The organism is Leucobacter sp. M11 (assembly GCF_035726885.1).
Taxonomy (GTDB): domain Bacteria; phylum Actinomycetota; class Actinomycetes; order Actinomycetales; family Microbacteriaceae; genus JAPFRB01.
This window is the reverse complement of the sequence record NZ_JAPFRB010000017.1, coordinates 1-278: the sequence shown is the minus strand read 5'-3', so window position 1 is coordinate 278 and position 278 is coordinate 1. Positions and strand designations below refer to the sequence as shown.

The 278-nt window shown below is 75.5% G+C and carries 1 pseudogene; it reads right to left on the bottom strand.

Features of this window, described 5'->3' with window-relative positions:
* Positions 1-278 (bottom strand): annotated as a pseudogene (locus OOT08_RS18825) (GNAT family N-acetyltransferase); the annotation flags it as partial.

The following is a 278-nucleotide window of genomic DNA, read 5'->3' as shown; positions in this document are numbered from 1 at the left end:
CCGTCGTCGCCGGGCGTCAGCTCCACGTACCCGGCGGGCGTGCCGCGGTCGTACGCGACCCAGGTCTCCACGCCCGGCCGCTCCAGGTGCTCCCGCCACCGCGCGTGGCTCCAGCCGAGCCGGTCCGTCCAGCGGATGTCGCCGCCGACCGAGGCGTACAGGAAACGGCTGAACTCGGGGGAGGGCACCTCGGCGCGGACGATCCGGACGTCCCCCTCCGGTGCGGCGGCCGGCAGCAGATCGGTGGGCGCCGTCTGCTCCAGGGACCAGGTGGTCAC